The organism is Paracoccus sp. UBA889, assembly GCA_002294185.1.
Classification (GTDB): Bacteria; Pseudomonadota; Alphaproteobacteria; order Rhodobacterales; family Rhodobacteraceae; genus Paracoccus.
The window spans coordinates 1-15,402 of the sequence record DBFD01000006.1 but is presented as its reverse complement, the minus strand read 5'-3'; the positions used below and the strand labels follow the sequence as shown (position 1 = coordinate 15,402).

General features: G+C 65.5%; 11 protein-coding genes, 1 tRNA gene, 2 pseudogenes and 1 riboswitch. Of the genes and pseudogenes, 4 read left to right on the top strand and 10 right to left on the bottom strand.

What is annotated here, in order from left to right:
- The coding region (locus tag B4L36_RS00810; RefSeq protein WP_292950908.1) for an ornithine cyclodeaminase at positions 1–716 on the bottom strand (716 nt) is incomplete at its 3' end.
- A 127-nt stretch (positions 717–843) separates the two neighbouring features.
- Here B4L36_RS00810 and B4L36_RS00805 point away from each other — a divergent pair.
- Complete coding sequence (locus B4L36_RS00805) at positions 844–1,290, top strand: Lrp/AsnC family transcriptional regulator (protein ID WP_292950906.1); 447 nt, start codon at positions 844–846, stop codon at positions 1,288–1,290.
- 29 nt (positions 1,291–1,319) lie between these two features.
- Here the strand turns inward: B4L36_RS00805 and B4L36_RS00800 are convergent, their stop codons facing one another.
- The 9 genes and pseudogenes from B4L36_RS00800 to fdnG form a co-directional block, all read right to left on the bottom strand.
- Positions 1,320–2,402 (bottom strand): hybrid-cluster NAD(P)-dependent oxidoreductase, encoded by a 1,083-nt coding sequence (locus tag B4L36_RS00800; RefSeq protein WP_292950904.1) that lies wholly within the window; start codon positions 2,400–2,402, stop codon positions 1,320–1,322.
- Complete coding sequence (locus tag B4L36_RS00795; RefSeq protein ID WP_292950902.1) at positions 2,399–3,631, bottom strand: aromatic ring-hydroxylating oxygenase subunit alpha; 1,233 nt, start codon at positions 3,629–3,631, stop codon at positions 2,399–2,401. The genes B4L36_RS00800 and B4L36_RS00795 overlap by 4 nt, the downstream gene beginning before the upstream one ends.
- A 115-nt stretch (positions 3,632–3,746) precedes the next feature.
- Positions 3,747–3,953: riboswitch (cobalamin riboswitch) on the bottom strand.
- Between the two features lie 254 nt (positions 3,954–4,207).
- Positions 4,208–4,303, bottom strand: a tRNA-Sec gene (locus B4L36_RS00790).
- Positions 4,304–4,363: 60 nt separating this feature from the next.
- Positions 4,364–6,220: pseudogene (gene selB / locus B4L36_RS00785) on the bottom strand (selenocysteine-specific translation elongation factor); the annotation flags it as partial.
- Positions 6,217–7,593 (bottom strand): L-seryl-tRNA(Sec) selenium transferase, encoded by a 1,377-nt coding sequence (gene selA, locus B4L36_RS00780; protein WP_292950900.1) that lies wholly within the window; start codon positions 7,591–7,593, stop codon positions 6,217–6,219. The gene selA and the pseudogene selB, both read right to left, overlap by 4 nt.
- Positions 7,593–8,507, bottom strand: a complete 915-nt coding sequence (gene fdhE, locus B4L36_RS00775; RefSeq protein WP_292950898.1) for a formate dehydrogenase accessory protein FdhE — start codon at positions 8,505–8,507, stop codon at positions 7,593–7,595. Before fdhE ends, selA begins: the two co-directional genes overlap by 1 nt.
- Positions 8,508–8,548: 41 nt before the next feature.
- Positions 8,549–9,235: a formate dehydrogenase subunit gamma gene (locus B4L36_RS00770; protein ID WP_292950896.1), complete on the bottom strand. Its 687-nt coding sequence runs from the start codon at positions 9,233–9,235 to the stop codon at positions 8,549–8,551.
- Positions 9,235–10,200: a formate dehydrogenase subunit beta gene (gene fdxH / locus B4L36_RS00765; protein WP_292950894.1), complete on the bottom strand. Its 966-nt coding sequence runs from the start codon at positions 10,198–10,200 to the stop codon at positions 9,235–9,237. The genes B4L36_RS00770 and fdxH overlap by 1 nt, the downstream gene beginning before the upstream one ends.
- Positions 10,197–13,280, bottom strand: a complete 3,084-nt coding sequence (fdnG, locus tag B4L36_RS00760; protein WP_292950892.1) for a formate dehydrogenase-N subunit alpha — start codon at positions 13,278–13,280, stop codon at positions 10,197–10,199. The genes fdxH and fdnG overlap by 4 nt, the downstream gene beginning before the upstream one ends.
- A gap of 283 nt (positions 13,281–13,563) precedes the next feature.
- On the opposite strand from fdnG, the gene B4L36_RS00755 reads away from it, so the two are divergent.
- The 3 genes and pseudogenes from B4L36_RS00755 to B4L36_RS00745 all read left to right on the top strand — a co-directional run.
- Positions 13,564–14,430 (top strand): putative selenate ABC transporter substrate-binding protein, encoded by an 867-nt coding sequence (locus B4L36_RS00755; RefSeq protein ID WP_292950890.1) that lies wholly within the window; start codon positions 13,564–13,566, stop codon positions 14,428–14,430.
- A 3-nt stretch (positions 14,431–14,433) separates the two neighbouring features.
- Positions 14,434–15,093 carry an ATP-binding cassette domain-containing protein gene (locus tag B4L36_RS00750; RefSeq protein ID WP_292950888.1) on the top strand — a complete coding sequence of 220 codons (660 nt, stop codon included), beginning with the start codon at positions 14,434–14,436 and terminating at the stop codon, positions 15,091–15,093.
- Positions 15,083–15,402 (top strand): annotated as a pseudogene (locus B4L36_RS00745) (ABC transporter permease); the annotation flags it as partial. The gene B4L36_RS00750 and the pseudogene B4L36_RS00745, both read left to right, overlap by 11 nt.

Here is a 15,402-nt window from a genome sequence, read left to right as displayed (position 1 = left end):
GGGCAGTCGCCGCCGATGGCGTTGATGTGGACCCCGGCGCCGACCATGTTGTCGGACAGGATCGTCGCATATTGCTTGTCGGCGGTGCAGGTGGTGATGATCTGTGCGCCCTCGACCGCCTCCTGCGGGGTTTTGCAGGCGGACAGGTCGAAACCTTGTCCGGCCAGGTTGCGCATCGTCTTGGCGGTCGCCTTCGGGTCGATGTCGTACAGCCGAAGCCGGGTAATCCCGCACAGGGCCTGCATCGCCAGCGCCTGAAATTCGGATTGGGCGCCATTGCCGATCATCGCCATCGTGTCGGCCCCGGCGGGCGCCAGATATTTCGCCACCAGCGCCGAGGTCGCCGCCGTCCGCAGGGCGGTCAGGATGGTCATTTCCGTCAGCAGGACCGGATAGCCGTTGCCGACATCGGCCAGCAGGCCGAAGGCGGTGACGGTCTGGCGTCCGTCTCGCGTGTTCTTGGGATGGCCATTCACATATTTGAAGCCATAGGTCTGCCCGTCCGAGGTCGGCATCAACTCGATCACGCCATCCTCGGAATGGGCCGCGACGCGCGGGGTCTTGTCGAAATCCTGCCAGCGGCGAAAATCATCCTCGATATAGGTCGCAAGGCCCTCCAGCATCCGGGACAGGCCGATGCAATGGATCAGCCGCATCATGTTCTCGACGCTGACAAAGGGCACATAGGCCAGATCCGATGGTTTCGGGACGGGCATGGTTCATCCTTTCGGTCAGATTTCGCCATTCTCCACGGCGCAGTCTGCATGCAACAGGGCGAACTTGCCGGAATCTTGCGGGTCGGCTATGCATTTTGCGACCTGATATTGCGCAGGATGACATCTTGTGTCCATCCAAGACGATGCCAGACAGAGCCTCGACGACCACGACCGGCGGCTGATCGGTCTGCTGCGCCATGACGGCCGGGCGCCGGTGTCGAAGCTGGCCCAGATCATGGGGCTGTCACGCGGCACGGTGCAGTCGCGGCTGGATCGTTTGCTGGCCTCGGGCACGCTGCTTGGCTTCACCGCGCGGGTTCGCGAGGACGGCGAGGGAAACGCGGTGCGCGCGGTAATGATGATCGAGGTCGAGGGCCGCACGACGACACATGTCATCAGCAGATTGCGCGGCCTGCCGCAATTGCGCCGGATCCATACGACCAGCGGAAAATGGGATCTGGTCGCCGAGATCGCGGTGGAAAACCTGGTCGAATTCGACCGCGTTCTGCGCGAGGTCCGCATGATCCAGGGCGTCCGCAACAGCGAGACAAGCATCCTGCTGACCTCGATCTAAGGCCCTGGGTCACACGGGCGCGGGTCCCCTCAGACCTCGACCTCGACCTTGCCGATCGGGTGCGAGCAGCAGGCCAGCACGTAACCCGCCTCGATATCCTCGTCGGTGATGCCGCCATTGTGGACCATGTGGACCTGGCCGGACAACTTCCGGATCCGGCAGGTGCCGCAGACCCCGAAGGTGCAGCCCGAGGGGATGTTCAGCCCGGCGGACCGCGCGGTCGCAAGGATCGTGTCGGTTTCCGAGCAGGTCCGGCTGACGCCGGCCAAAGCAAAGGCGATCTCGGCCTCGGCGGCCTGATCGGGCACGACATCGCCAAGGACCGGGTCCAGGGCTTCCTCGGCCAGCGAGGGGTGGAAGCTTTCCTGATGATAGCGCGCCATGTCGAAGCCCAGCCCCGCCAGCGCGTCGCGCACCGCCTGCATGAAGGGTTCGGGGCCGCAGCAGAACACCTCTCGTGTCAGGTAATCCGGCGCCATCAGGCCCAGCATCAACTGGTTGAACATGCCCTGATAGCCGGTCCAGGGCTGAAAGCGGTCGGTTTCCTCGACGACGAATCGCAGGCTGATTTCCGGAAAACGGCTGGCCATGTGTTCCAGCCGGCGGCGGAAGATGATGTCGGAGGGGCGCCTGGCGCAATTGACGAAAACCACGTCGGCGGGCCGGCCCAGATCGAACATCCAGGTCGTCATCGACATCATCGGCGTGATCCCCGACCCGGCCGAGATGAACAGGTATTTCTCGGACGGATGGTGGTGGCTGGAAAAGCGCCCGGCCGGTCTGGTGGCCCTGATCCGCATTCCCGGTTTCAGATGGTCCAGCATCCAGCGCGTGCCAAGACTGCCAGGTTGCGCCTTGACCGTGACCGAGATCGACATCGGCCGCGAAGGCGAGGACGAGATGGTGAAGGTCCGGTGAAGCGTCCCCTTTGGCAGCGGCAGTTCCAGCGTCAGGAACTGGCCCGGCACGAAGGAAAAGATCGCACCCGTCGGCGACTGGAAACAGAAGCTGGCCACGTTGGGCGCCTCGGGTGTGACGGTGACGCATTCAAGCATCTCGGCCCCGTCCCAGACCAGCACCGGATGCGAGATTTCGGGCTGCGGCATTCTCATTCGGCGGCCACCCGCACCGGCTGGATACGATTGCCCAGCGTCTCGCAATACCAGTCCACGAACTGGATCACGCCGCCCTCCTGCACCGCGGAATAGGGTCCGGGGCGATAGGCGGGCGAATTGATGCCAAGCTGGTTGTCCTCGACCACGCGGCGATCCTCGTCATTGGTGGCCACCCAGACCTCGGTCAGGGTCTTCAGGTCGTAATCAACGCCCTCGACGGCGTCCTTGTCGACCAGCCAGGTCGTCTGGACCTCGGTCTGCTGCGGACCGAGCGGGGTCACCCGGAATGTGATCGAGTGATCGGGCAGGAAATGGTTCCACGTCGTCGGATAGTGGAATTTCAGCAGCGCGCCCGCGTCGTCGAAGGGCACCCGACCCAGCCGGCGTCTCACGGCCGGATCGCCGGTCATGGTATAGCTTTTTGCCCCGACCTTCAGCGGCATCCGGGCAAAGCGGTATTGTCCGCTCTCCGCGATGCGGAACTGCGCGGGCAGTCCGGCCGCCTCGCAACGCCGGAAATGCGCCTGAAGATGGGGCGGGGGGCCGCCTTCCTCGATTCCGCTGATCACCGGATCGTCGGGGAAGGTGCGGCACAGGGCCGGGTGGTTGCCGCCGCAATGATAACATTCGCGGTTGTTTTCCCAGACCAGCTTCCAGTTGCCGTTCTCGATGATGGTCGATTGATGGGCGATCTTGGCCTGATCCAGATCGTGCGACGCCAGATAGGGCTGGGCCATGGCGGCGAAGGCGTCGAAATCCGGGGCCTCCTCGGCCAGGCACAGATAGACCAGCCCCGACACTTCGCGGCAATGGATCGCCTTCAACCCGTGTTTCGTGGCATCGAAATCCGGCCCCATGTCCCGCGCCCAGATCAGGCGGCCGTCCAGTTCGTAGGTCCATTGATGATAGGGGCAGACCAGTTTCGGCACGTGGCCCGAAGCGCCCTTGCAGATGATCGAGCCGCGATGCCGGCAGGTATTGTGGAACGCCCGGATCACCCTGTCCGCGCCGCGCACGATCATCAGCCGGTAGGCGCCGACCTGATGGGTGACATAGCTTCCCGCCTTGGGTAGCGCGCAGGACGGTGCGGCATACAACCAGTCGCGATAGAAAATCTGTTCCAGATCGATCGCATGAAGATCGGCATCCGTATAGAACGCCCGTTCCAGCGAATGATTCGGTTCGCGCCGGTTCAGCAGGTCGCGTGCTTTGGCCTCTGCGGTCATGGCCTCTTTCTCCGTTGCCGGACATCTCCGGCGATATGCTGAGGGGCGCGGCAGACGGGATCGGCCCCGCGCCGATGAGATGGCGCGACGCAGGATCGCCTCTGCCGCCGCCCGCGGTTTGACGTCATGTCTGGCTGGTTTCCGGACTTGGGGCTTCGGCCATGCCGCCGACCCGACGCCTTCCCGGAGGCTTGACTCCAGTGGCTCTTGTCGTGGCCGTTCGCTCCTTACCGTTGCGGGGGCAGTTCCGGATTTTCACCTGCTTCCCAATTATCGGCCTTGGCTCGAGTTCCGCGGCCGCACCTGACATCTGGGCGCAGAATAGCTGCGCGAGATCCGCCCGATACGCCGGTTGCGACATTAGGCCGCCCGAAACAGACTTTCGCCGGGGGGGCGATGGCCGGGGGGCGGCCTGCGCAACCCGATTCCGCGGCCGGTTGCATCACGGATCGCGGCCCATACCGCCATGCGGGCGGCCTGCCGGGGCGCAAGGACAACGCGCCTTCGGTTCCGGGCCTGCGGGACCGATCCGTTCGAGCCGGAATCCAGAGCCGCGCGTCAGCCCCGCCGCTTTTCTGGCGGAAGGGAATGGGAGTCGAACCCACCCGGGACAGGCTCGCTGCCCCAACCGGATTTGAAGTCCGGCCGCCCCACCGGGGACGATTCCCTTCCATCGCGCTGTTCCGCCGTGCCGAACAGATCCACCCTGTGGGGATTGATGCGACGCAAATCGCCGCGGCGCAAGGTGACCCCAAGGCGATCCAGAAAATCCAGGATCTCGATGGCGACCTTGCGTCCGTTACCCATCCTGTCGCGGAAGGCAGGGGCGCCGAACCAGCCGTCTTCGGTCTTCGCCGCGACATCGACCGCGATAGCCACCATTTCGGCAGTGACGGTGCGGGCGAAGAAATGGTCATGCGCGATCTGGTCGGTGCGCCCCAGCTTCTGCGTCAGCTTCAGCACCCGCCGCACCTCGCGTTCCTCCACACCCGTCTCGGTCGCGAAATCGCGGACGCGCGGCGGGCGGAAACGGCCATCGCCTGTCAGGGCCGGGACGATGCGCAGCCACAGCGCCTCATCCTCGGGCGACAGGCGAACCTCGTGACCGGGCAGGCGCAGAAAGGCACCGTCCATGACCGCGCGCCCGGCCCCGGCCTCGTCGCGCAGAAAGGACAGGAATTCGGGCTTGGGCAGGCGCGGCGTCAGCGCCAGGCGCAGTTTTTCGCGGCCCAGGCCCGCCATGTCGGGGTTCTGTTCGTGAAATCGGGCCAACGCCTGTTGCAACTGCGTCCGCAGCCCGTCCAGGTGATCGTGCGACAGGGCCAGATCGCCCAGGATGACCGCGCCCGCGGTTCGGATCGCGTTCTGCGCGTCCGGAATCGAGAGGGCCCGATCCCGCGTGAAGACCGGCAGATCGACCGGCGCGACGGCCAGCATCGCGGCAAGGGCGGCGCCGTCATTCCGGTCGCGCGCAGCCTCGATCAGCGCCAGCCTTGCCGCTGCGCGCCTTTTGCGGGCCGGCGGACGCAGGTCCAGGAAGACACCGCCGCCAAGCGACCGGCTGGCCGAAACGTCGCGCAGGATGAAGCGGTCCCCGATCGCGGCGGCGACCGGGCGATCCAGCACGATCTGGACCGGGCCGCTGGCGCCGGGCGGAATCGGTTCCGACAATGGCACGATCCGCGCGCCGGCCTCGGCCGCGTGGGTGTGCAGGCGGGCGGGAAACCAGTTTCCGATGGATTTCGGTTCGTTCGCCATCACATCCAGCCAGGCGTCGATGCGGTCGGTTGGGGCGTGAAGCGGTGGTGACAGGATCATGTCTCCGCGAGCGACGGCATCTTTCCCGATCCCCTCGCCCGACAGGTTCAGTGCGCAGCGTTGTCCGGCCGATCCTGTCTCGGCGGGCCGGTTCTGGCTGTGGATGCCACGCACCCGCGCCGCCAGGCCCCGCGGGCTGATCGTGACCGGATCGCCGATATCGACGCGCCCGCTGATGACCGTGCCGGTGACGACGGTGCCGACACCCGCAAGGGTGAAGCTTCGATCCACGGCCAGCCGGAACGGGGCGTCGTCCCGCCGTGGCGCGGTGGCGGCCTCGGCCTCGATCAGCAGACGGCGCAGCGGCGCAATCCCCTCGCCGGTCAGGGACGAGACCGGGACTATGGCGGCGTTGGCCAGTCCGGTCGGCGCCAGCGTCGCGCGGATCTGGGCGCGGAGTTCCACGCGGCGTGCGTCATCGGCCAGATCGGCCTTGGTCAGGGCGACGATCCCGCGCGTGATGCCCAGAAGATCGAGGATCGCCAGATGTTCGCGCGTCTGCGGCATGACGCCATCATCGGCGGCGACGACCAGCAGCGCGAGGTCGATCCCGCCGGCCCCGGCCAGCATGGTGTGGATCAGCTTTTCGTGCCCCGGCACATCGACAAAGCCGGTGATCGCGCCGCCGCTCAGGTCGGTATAGGCGAAACCCAGGTCGATGGTGATGCCGCGCGCCTTTTCCTCGGCCAGCCGGTCGGCATCGGTGCCGGTCAGCGCCTTCACCAGCGCCGTCTTGCCGTGGTCGATGTGGCCAGCGGTCCCGACGATCATAGCGCGGCCAGCGCCGTCAGCAGCGTGTCGTCATCCTCGAGACAGCGCAGGTCCAGCACCATCGCGCCATCGTGGATATGGCCGATGACGGGTCGGGGCAGGGCGCGCAGCCGGGCCGAAAGCCGGTCCGGCGCATCGCCGCCCGCGCCGGTCAGCCGCAGCCCGGCCGAAGCGATCGTATCGACCGGCAGTGCGCCCGACCCGATCTGGCTGCTGCACGCGCAAACCTCCGCCTCGTATCCCAGCGGAGCCAGCAGGACCGCCACTTGCGGGGCCAGCCTTTGCGCCTGTGCTGCGATCTCGGATTGCGGGCGGGCCAGAAACCGCAGCACCGGCAATCGCTCCATCAGCCGGTCTGGGTCGCGATAAAGCCGCAAGGTGGCCTGCATCGCCGCGATGCGGATCTTGTCCAGTCGCAGGGCGCGCTTCAGCGGATTCCGGTTGATCCGTGCGATCAGGTCGCGCCGGCCGACGATGAAGCCTGCCTGCGGCCCGCCCAGCAGCTTGTCCCCCGAGAAGGTGACAAGATCCGCCCCATCGGCCACCGCCTCGGCCACGGTCGGCTCGCGCCGCAGGCCCCAGCGGGACAGGTCGACCAGCGAGCCGGCGCCCAGATCGTTCAGCAGCGGCACCGCCGAACGGGTGGCGATCCGCGCAAGCTGCGGGCCCGGAACCTCGGCGGTGAAGCCCTCGATCCGGTAGTTCGAGGTATGGACCTTCATGATGACGCCGGTTCGTGGCGTGATCGCATCCTCGTAGTCGCGGGTATGGGTGCGGTTGGTGGTGCCGACCTCGACCAGACAGGCGCCCGCGCGGCCCATGATGTCAGGCATCCGGAAGGCGCCGCCGATCTCGATCAGTTCGCCGCGCGAGACGATGGCCTCGCGGTCCCGGGCCAGCGTGTTCAGCGCGATCAGGACGGCGGCGGCGTTGTTGTTGACGATGGTGGCATCATCGGCCCCGGTCAGCTCGCACAGAAGATCGCGCAGGTGATCGTCGCGCTGGCCGCGACCGCCGCTGCGCAGATCGAATTCCAGCGCCACCGGCGCGGCCATGGCCGTCGCGCCGGCCTCGATCGCCTCGGGGGCAAGGATGGCGCGGCCCAGATTGGTATGCAGGATCGTGCCGGTCAGGTTCAGGATCGGGCGCAGGCCGGATTGCGCCGCCGCGGCCAGATCGGCGGCCAGCAGATGCGGCAGGCGGGCCGCCTCGACCGCGCCATCGGCGCCCTGCCGGATCGCGGCACGGGCCAGATCAAGCCGCGCGCGGGCGGTCCGCGTCACCATGGCGCGGCCATGTTCCGCGATCAGCCCCAGTCCGGTTTCCGATTGCAGAAGCTGATCGACCGAGGGCAGGGCGCGAAAGCCCTGCATCAATATCCGGCCAGATAGGGGTTGATGCCGCCCCGGCTGAAATCGGTTTCCTTCATCAGCAAATCCAGCCCCAGCGAGCCGACATCATCGGCGATGGCATCGAGGCTGTGATTCCTGGCAAGGTAGAAAATCTTGACCCAGGACCGGCATTCCGAACAGACCTCGGCCCGCACTGCGGCCTCGTCGCTTTCCGCGGCGCGATAGCTGATCGCCTTGTTCGATCCGCAGCACAGGCACTTGATGCGCACCTCGTTCCAGCGGGTCGCGCAGCAGGCGCAGGTGGCATAGCGCAAATTCTCGATGCCCTGCGCCGCCATCACGGTCGAGGTCGCCGGCCGGCCGCCGCAGGCCGGACAGATGCCGGTGCGGATCGGAACCAGCGCCTTCGCGTCCAGCGTCGCGGCCAGGCGCGCCATGTGAACCTGCACGGCGGCGGCGGCGAACAGATGCGGGGCGGCGGCATCCTCGGGGATGCGATCGGCGAGAATGTTTTCCAGCAGCCAGTGCCGGTCGGCCAGATCCGACGCCAGGACCGCCTGCAAGGCCAGCTTCGCGGGTTCGGGCATGGGAATGGGCTGGGCCTGATCGCAAAGCGTCATCAGGGTTTCGTGCAGCATTTCGTCGGTCGCCAGATCGCCACGGTCGATCGGCGGCATCCGGTGGGTGCGCGCCTGCTGGATCGCGGCCGACCGGATCGGTTCGGGCGCGGGCAGTTCGTCGATCAGACGGGCCTGCAACCCGGTCAGTTCGGCCAGAAAGGACAGGTAGGGTCCAAGACGCGGATCATGTTCTGCCAGAAAGGCAAAGCGCCGCGCGCGGGTGGCGAACAGCCTGTCCGGATCGGGCAGAAATGCCAGCGGCGGCGTCGGAACGCCGCCGATGACGGATGGGTCGGGCTGAGTTGTCGCAGTCATGGTATCTCCGGGCCGGACCGGCCACTGGTTTGAGGGTCGCGCTACTCTGCCGCGTCGCGGCCTTCGCGTCCAGCGACCTCTCGCAGCCATTTGCGGTGATGTCGCCAGGCCCAGCCGCCGGTCACGTCGCCCTGCGTCATCGCGCGTAGCGTTCCGCGCACCCAGAAGGCCGCGAAGACGTGCAGGATGAAGACAAGGATGATCGCCACCGCCGACAGGGAATGGATCAGCGTGGCGACGCGGCGCACGGGGATCGGAACGAACTCGGCGAAATATTGTTCCCACATCATGATGCCGGACACGATCAGGACCACGATCAGGATGGTCATGGCCCAGAAGATGAACTTCTGCCCGGCATTGTATTTGCCCAGTTCGGGCAACCGCTCTTCATGGCCGGTGACCACATCGCCGATATTGGCGACCCAGGTCGTGTCTTCGGGCTTGGGCAGGTTCAGCCGCCACATCTGCACGAACAGCAGCAGGAAGCTGAAGAACAGCAGAACGCCGACGAAGGGATGCAGCCAGCGGGCGATCTGCCCGCCGCCGAAAAGCCAGGTCAGGAAATAGAGATAGGGCGAAAAGAAGGCGAGGCCCGACAGCGCCAGCACGATCAGCGAGATCGCCGTCACCCAGTGGTTCAACCGGGTGAGGCCGCGATATCGGCTGACGCGGACCGGATCGGCGCTTTCGATGTGATCGCCGCGTTCGGAATAGAGGGGCCGACGCATCACAATTCCTCCCGATCCCTGACCAGCCGCTCGGCGGCGATTTCTTCCTCGGGTTCGACCTTGTTGCGGGAGAACAGGCCCATCAATACCGCGCCCGCCGCCGCGACCCCCATCACCGCCATGCCCGCGGTCTTGGTGACGCCCTTCCAGCCCTCGACGATGGGCGAGATGCGCGGATTGTCGGGCAGGTCGCTGTACAGCGAGGGCTTGTCGGCATGGTGCAGCACGTAGAAGACATGCGTGCCGCCGACGCCCTGGGGATCATAGATGCCGGCATTTTCGTAGCCGCGCGATTTCAGATCCTCGACCCGGTCGTTGGCATGGGCGACCATGTCTTCCTTGGTGCCGAAGACGATCGCCTTGGTCGGGCATGCCTTGGCGCAGGCCGGGCCCTGTCCCACCGCCACCCGGTCCGAACACAAGGTGCATTTGTAGCTTGTGTTGTCGACCTTGCTGATACGCGGAATGTCGAAGGGACAGCCGGTCACGCAATAGCCGCAGCCGATGCAGTTCTCGTGGATGAAATCGACGATGCCGTTGGAATACTGCACGATGGCGCCGGGCGCCGGGCAGGCCTTCAGGCAGCCCGGATCCTCGCAATGCATGCAGCCATCCTTGCGGATCAGCCATTCCAGTTCGTTCGTGGCGGGGTTGTCCCATTCGCTGAAGCGCATCAGCGTGAACATGTCGGGCGTCAGATCATGCGGGTTCTCGTAAACGCCGGTGTTCTCGCCGATCGCGGGATTGGTGTCGTTCCATTCCACGCAGGCGGCCTGGCAGGCCTTGCAGCCGATACACTTGCTGACATCGATCAACTTGGCGATCTTGGTCAATTGCCGCGTCGGCTGAGGCAGGTCCGGCGTCGCCGAGGCGCGGACGACATCCGACGGCAGCAGGTTCGATTCCATCGGTTGAACCGGTGGGTTTGCTGCCGCCGTGGTCGGTTGAGGTGCGGTCTCGGTCATGCCACCGGCTCCTCTGCTGCGGGTTCGATATTGACAAGGAACGCCTTGAATTCAGGCGTTTCCACGTTGGCGTCGCCAACAAAGGGCGTCAGGCTGTTCGGCCCCCAGCCCTTCTTGGCCACACCCATGAAGCCCCAGTGAAGCGGAATCCCGACGACATGGATGGTCTTGCCGTCGCATTGCATCGGCTTGATCCGCCTGGTCACGACGGCCTTGGCCCAGACTTGGCCGCGCTTGCCCCAGACACGGACGCGGCCGCCTTTGGCGATGCCCTTCTCGGCTGCCAGTTCCTCGCTGATCTCGACGAAGAATTCCGGCTGAAGCGAGGCGTTCACCTTGTTGTGCTTGGTCCAGTAGTGGAAATGCTCGGTCAGGCGATACGAGGTCGCGACAAAGGGAAACTCGTCGCTGGTGCCCAGTGCCTCGGCATCGTTCACGAAGATCCGGCTGACCGGATTTCCGCGCATCTTCGGGTTCAGCACGTTGGCCAGCGGGCTTTCGAAGGGCTCCATGTGGCTGGGGAAGGGACCGTCCCGCATCATTCCCCGCGTGAACAGCCGCCCCGTTCCCTCGGGGTTCATGATGAAGGGCATGACTTCGCCGGGCTTCGAGGTCAGTCCGATATCGGGAACGTCGTAGCCTTCCCATTTCTCGCCGGTCCATTCGATCAGCTTGCGGTCCGGATCCCAGGGCTTGCCCTGAAGATCGGCCGAGGCCCGGTTATACAGGATGCGCCGGTTCAGCGGCCAGGAGAAGGACCAGTTCAGGAACAGGCCGGTATCGCCCGGATCGGAATTGTCCCGCCGCGCCATGTTGTTGCCGTCCTCGTTCCAGCAGCCCGAGAAGATCCAGCAACCGCACATGGTCGAGCCATCGTCCTGCAATTGCGAAAAGTTCTTCAGCTGCTTGCCCGCCGCGACCAGGGTGGCGCCGGGATTGGCCGGGTCGGGAACGTCGCGCAGGGCGCGACCGTTCATTTCCCTGGCCAGTTCCTCGGGCGAGGGGCTGAGCGGATCCTGATAGTTCCAGGTCAGATTGAGGATCGGTTCCGGGAATATCCCGCCCTCGTCCTCATAGAGCTTGCGCACCCGCTGGAAGATGTTGGCCATGATCCAGGTGTCGTTCCTGGCCTCGCCCGGCGGCGTCGCCCCCGGCCAGTGCCATTGCAGCCAGCGGCCCGAATTGACCAGCGCGCCTTCGTCCTCGGCAAAGCAGGTGGTCGGCAGTTCCAGAACCTCGGTCTGGATCGAGGCGCTGTCCACCTCGTTATGGACGCCGTGATTTTGCCAGAAATGCGCGGTTTCCGTCTCCAGCGGGTCCATGACGACCAGCAGTTTCAGATTCGACAGCGCCTCGGTCAGCTTGGTGCGGTCGGGGAACGCCATCAGCGGGTTGAAGCCCTGGCAGAAGTAGTTGTTGATCCGCCCCTGCTTCATCAGTTCGAACATGCGCAGCACGTCATAGGTCGGCACGTCCAGCTTGGGCAGGTAGTGATAGGCCCAGTCGGTGTCCTGGGTCGCGGCATCGCCCCACATGGCCTTCATGAAGCTGACCATGAATTTCGAATAGTTCTGCCAGTAGCTGGTCTGCCCCGGTCGCAGCGGCGTGAAGTTCCGGCTGGACATGTAGGTCTGCCAGTCGGGTTCCTTTTCCGTCGGGATGTTGAGATAGCCGGGGATCAGGTTCGACATCAGGCCCAGATCGGTCAGGCCCTGGATGTTGGAATGGCCGCGCAGCGCGTTCATCCCGCCCCCGCGCATCCCGATATTGCCCAGGATCAGCTGCAACATGGCCATCCCGCGGATGTTCTGCGCACCCTTGGAATGCTGCGTCCAGCCAAGCGCATACATCGAGGTCATCACCTTGTCGCGCGCGCTGCATTCGCCGATCATCTCGCAGATGGTCAGGAACCTGTCCTTCGGCGTGCCGCAGACATTCTCGACGAATTCGGGCGTGTAGACATCGACATGGGCCTTCAGAAGGTTCCAGACACAGCGCGGGTCTTTCAGGGTCATGTCGACCTGCGCGTAGCCGTCGGCGTCCTTCTTGTAGTCCCAGCTTTCCTTGTCGTAGTCGCGCTTTTCCTCGTCATAGCCGGTGAACAGGCCATCCGACCAGCCAAACTCGTCCTTTACCAGAAGGGCGGCGTTCGTGAAGTTCGTGACGTATTCCCACTGCACCTTGTCATTGGCGATACACCAGCGGATCACGCCCATCAGGAAGGCGATGTCGCTGCCCGGACGGATCGGGGCGTAGAAGTCGGACACGCTGGCCGTGCGGGTATAGCGCGGATCGACCACGATCAGCTTGGCGCCGCGATTGTCCTTGGCTTCGGTGACCCATTTGAACCCGCAGGGATGGGCTTCGGCGGCATTGCCGCCCATCACGATCACCAGATCGGTGTTCTTGATGTCGGTCCAGGCGTTGGTCATCGCGCCACGGCCAAAAGTTGGAGCCAAACTGGCTACCGTAGGGCCGTGTCAGACGCGTGCCTGGTTGTCGAAGCCGACGATTCCCATCGACCGGACGGCCTTGTAGGTCAGCCATGCGGTCTCGTTCGTGGTGGCCGAGGCGGCCAGGAAGCCGGTGGTCGTCCAGCGGTTGACCGGCACGCCCGCCTCGTTGACCTGCACCAGATTGGCGTCGCGGTCGTCCTTCAGCGCGCGCGCGATCTTGTTCAGTGCGTCGTCCCAGCTGATGTCCTGGAACTCGGTCGCGCCCGCGGCGCGATAGCGGGGACGGGTCAGCCGGGTTTCGGCCTGCACGAAATCCCTCAGCGCCGCGCCCTTGGGGCACAGGGTTCCGCGATTGGTCGGATGGTCGGCATCGCCCTCGATATGCAGAAGATCGGCCTTTTCGCCGGCCTTCACGTCGCCCTTGGAATACATGATGATCCCGCAGGCGACCGAACAATAGGTGCAGGTGTTGCGCGTTTCCGTGGTCGTGGTCAGCTTGAAGGCGCGCACATGCGCCGCCTCGGCCGCCTCTGCTTCGCCGAAGCCCATTGCCCCCAGCGAGGTCGCCGCAACCCCAGCACCCGCCAGCCTCAGAAAGCCGCGGCGCGAGAGTTCGATATTCATGTGACCCTCCTGTTGCCTGTCAGTATGATAGGTACGATTTCCATGCTGCTGATGGCGGCACGCCAAGTCAAGCGAAACGGATCGGCCGATCTTCACTCTTCGCGGAACATCTGCTAGCGTCGGAGGTGATCATCCGATGCGCAGGCTGCGCTTGGGCCGGACAGGATTCCGGCTTGCCCGTCGGGCCGGATCATCGACACGGCGCGTGGCAAACGGGGTCTGGCATCCCGGCGGCCCGCCGGCTATCAGCCCCCTCCCGAATTCGATGCCGGAGCCGTTTCCGATGCGCCTTTTCCTTCGCCCGATCCTGTTCGCCCTTGCCCTGACCCTTGGCATCGGCGTCGCCCATGCACAGCAGACGCTGTATTTCAGCGCCATCCCGGACGAGGACGAAACCCGCCTGACAGAGCGGTTCGGCAAGGTCGCGGCCTACCTGTCCGATCGGCTGGGCGTCCCGGTGAAATTCGTCCCGGTGAAGTCCTATCCCGCCGCCGTCACCGCGTTTCGCAACGATCAGGTGCAACTGGCGTGGTTCGGCGGGCTGTCCGGGGTTCAGGCGCGGCTGCTGGTTCCGGGGGCCCGCGCCATCGCGCAAGGCGCCGAGGACCGGCGATTCGTCACCTATTTCATCGCCAATACCGAAACCGGCCTGACCCGATCCGACGACTTTCCCCTGGCCGCCAGGGGCATGACCTTCACCTTCGGCGCCAAGACCTCGACCTCGGGTCGACTGATGCCGGAATATTACATCCGCGAGAAAACCGGGCAGGCGCCCGACGATTTTTTCAGCCGCGTCGGCTTTTCCGGCGATCACAGCCAGACGCTGCGGTTGGTCGCATCCGGGGCATGGCAGATCGGCGCGCTGAATTTTGCCGTCTACGATCAGGCCGTGGCCGAAAACGCGCCGGAAATCGAGACGGCGAAGGTGATCTGGAAGACGCCTTCCTATCCCGATTACAACTGGACGATCCGTGGTGATGTCGATGCCCGCTGGGGCGAGGGCTTCACCGACAAGGTGCAGGCCGCGCTGCTGGGCATGGCCGATGCGGAGCTGCTTGCGGCCTTCCCGCGCAGTGCCTTCATCGCCGCCGGCAATGACGATTACGTCCCGATCGAGACAATAGGCCGCGAACTGGATCTGCTGGAGTAGGTCTTGCAACTGCTGATTGCCGCCGATCTGGGCTATGGCGCCGCGCCTGTCCTGCGCGACGTCACGCTGGATGTCGAATCCGGTCAGCGGGTCGCGCTGCTGGGACGAAGCGGGGCGGGCAAGTCCACGCTTCTGGCGGCGATCCGGCAGGCCCTGCTGGATCGCGGGCTGCGGGTGGCGCTGGTTCCGCAGGACCATGCGCTGGTGCCGCAGCTTTCGGCGCTGCACAACGTGCTGATGGGACGGCTGGACGATCACGGCGCGCTCTACAATCTTGCGACGCTGATCCGCCCGCGCCGGACCGATCGCGCGGCGGCGCTGAAGGTTCTGGCCCGCGTCGGCCTGACGCCCGAGGCCGAGCGCCCGGTCGAGGCGCTGTCGGGCGGTCAGAAACAGCGCGTTGCACTGGCGCGGGCGCTGTATCGGGGCGGCGACGTGCTGGTCGCGGACGAGCCGCTTTCCGCCGTCGATCCGGTTCAGGCCCAGGCGCTGGCCGGCCTGATCGGAACGACCTTTCCGACCTCGATCCTTGCGCTGCACGATGTGTCGGTCGCCCTGACCTTTGCCACGCGGCTGATCGGACTGGATGGCGGCCGGATCGCGCTGGACATGCCGGCCCAGGATGCAAAGACCGCCGCGATCGAGGCGCTATATGCGCGCTAGGCCGATCACGCGCCGCGGCATTGTCGCGGGCTTTCTGATCGCGGGGCTTGTCTGCCTGCCCTTCGCCGATCTCACCCTGGCGGGAAACGATCCCTGGGCCGCGCTGTCGCGCATGGGGATGGGGTTTCTGTCGCCGGATTTCGGCGCCGTCGAACGGATCATGCGCGCCATCGCCCTGACCCTGGCCTTCGCCATCGCCGGCGTGGCGGGGGGGGCCGTGGCCGGCCTGATGATGGCGCCGTTTTATCGTCTTCGTCCGGTGCGCTGGCTGGCCATCGCCCTGCGTTCGGTCCACGAATTGTTCTGGGC

Coding starts and splice junctions, on each gene's coding strand:
- B4L36_RS00800 (WP_292950904.1), bottom strand. CDS start 2,402: ATGAGAATGCCGCAGCCCGAAATCTCGCATCCGGTGCTGGTCTGGGAC.
- B4L36_RS00795 (WP_292950902.1), bottom strand. CDS start 3,631: ATGACCGCAGAGGCCAAAGCACGCGACCTGCTGAACCGGCGCGAACCG.
- selA (WP_292950900.1), bottom strand. CDS start 7,593: ATGCAGGGCTTTCGCGCCCTGCCCTCGGTCGATCAGCTTCTGCAATCG.
- fdhE (WP_292950898.1), bottom strand. CDS start 8,507: ATGACTGCGACAACTCAGCCCGACCCATCCGTCATCGGCGGCGTTCCG.
- B4L36_RS00770 (WP_292950896.1), bottom strand. CDS start 9,235: ATGCGTCGGCCCCTCTATTCCGAACGCGGCGATCACATCGAAAGCGCC.
- fdxH (WP_292950894.1), bottom strand. CDS start 10,200: ATGACCGAGACCGCACCTCAACCGACCACGGCGGCAGCAAACCCACCG.
- B4L36_RS00755 (WP_292950890.1), top strand. CDS start 13,564: ATGCGCCTTTTCCTTCGCCCGATCCTGTTCGCCCTTGCCCTGACCCTT.